At 49.7% G+C, this 1,166-nt stretch carries 2 protein-coding genes; both read right to left on the bottom strand.

Going from position 1 to position 1,166, the window contains the following annotated elements; genetic code table 11:
• The coding region (locus R7P72_RS25200) for an AI-2E family transporter (protein ID WP_318110987.1) at positions 1-691 on the bottom strand (691 nt) is incomplete at its 3' end.
• Between the two features lie 9 nt (positions 692-700).
• Entirely contained in the window at positions 701-1,051 is a 351-nt protein-coding gene (locus R7P72_RS25195) for a hypothetical protein (RefSeq protein ID WP_318110986.1), read from the bottom strand.
• Between the last annotated feature and the right edge of the window lie 115 nt (positions 1,052-1,166).

The raw sequence follows: 1,166 nt of genomic DNA, 5'->3' as shown, positions 1-1,166 counted from the left end.
ATAGAAATGGGTCTTCAAGGCCGAGGACAAAAAACACCAATCCAACACACAAGCCTAAACCCGCATTGACCAAAGTAATGGTGCCGATGTAGCGCGATAAATCTTTCTGCAGAGCCTGCACCAACTCCACCGCCTGACGTTGTTTCGAAAAACCACGCAAACGCGAAACCGATTTACGAAACAGACTTCGACCATGATTAAGCATGAAATACACCATAAACAGCACAATCATCGCCTGAGTTAACAGCGTTGGTGTGGTGATCGCGAGCGCTTTCAGCAGAGAAAACACCGTGTTGTTGCCCATCTCGTCAATGTTCATGTCACTGGCAAGCTCAAGCGGCGCATTCATGTGCTCTGACGACGCTTTGGTCACTTCATTCACTTCCTGCGAAACGTTTTGGACGATGCTTGGCAACTCAGCCCACCATTGTTTCGCGGGTTCTGATATCGCCGCTAAACCGAGTATTGAAACACTCACCAATAACGTCAACGTCACCACCACGGTTATCGTGCGTGGCAGGCCTTTGTCTTCAAAATAATTGATCAGCGGGCTAAACAGCAGTGCCACGAACGTACTTATCACCATAGGTAACAGCACCGGTTTGGCGAAGTAGAGTGCAGGAACAAGCAATAACACCAGCAGAGACACACCAATCACGGTATTGATGGGAAGGTTTAATTTTCCATTCATGCGCGTCCTCTACTGATGAGGTGGAAAATCGGATGGTTGAGCCGCTTCTTCACCAGCTTCTTTTGAGGATGCAGCAGACGATGAAGAAGATTTGGCTAGCTGACCACTCAAATCCATCGCGCCATTGAGCAGCAAACTGATGGAGGAGAGAGATGACGTGACGCGAGACAGTCGCCCAGCTTTCGCAACAGCAATCGCGGCAAAAGCACTCAACCCAAGCGCTGTCCACGGGTTTTCTTGCACGAATCGGTTCGAGGTAAATTTGAGGGTTTGCTTATCCAGCAAGCATTGCTCCAAAGCCGCTTTACCCTCGATGCGTTTTATCTGCATGGCTCGGTCGAGTTTGGTTAGAGAACGCATGCCAGCCCTCCTGCAATTGGTCGGTTGTATTTTTGAAACCAAGGATGTGCGTCAGCCGCTTCTGCCACCACGCCAACCCAACTAGCGCTAGACCTAACGACACAATAAACACGCC

It is taken from the genome of Vibrio sp. Vb0888 (assembly GCF_033338835.1).
Lineage (GTDB): Bacteria > Pseudomonadota > Gammaproteobacteria > Enterobacterales > Vibrionaceae > Vibrio > Vibrio alginolyticus.
This window is presented reverse-complemented; position numbering and strand designations above follow the sequence as displayed.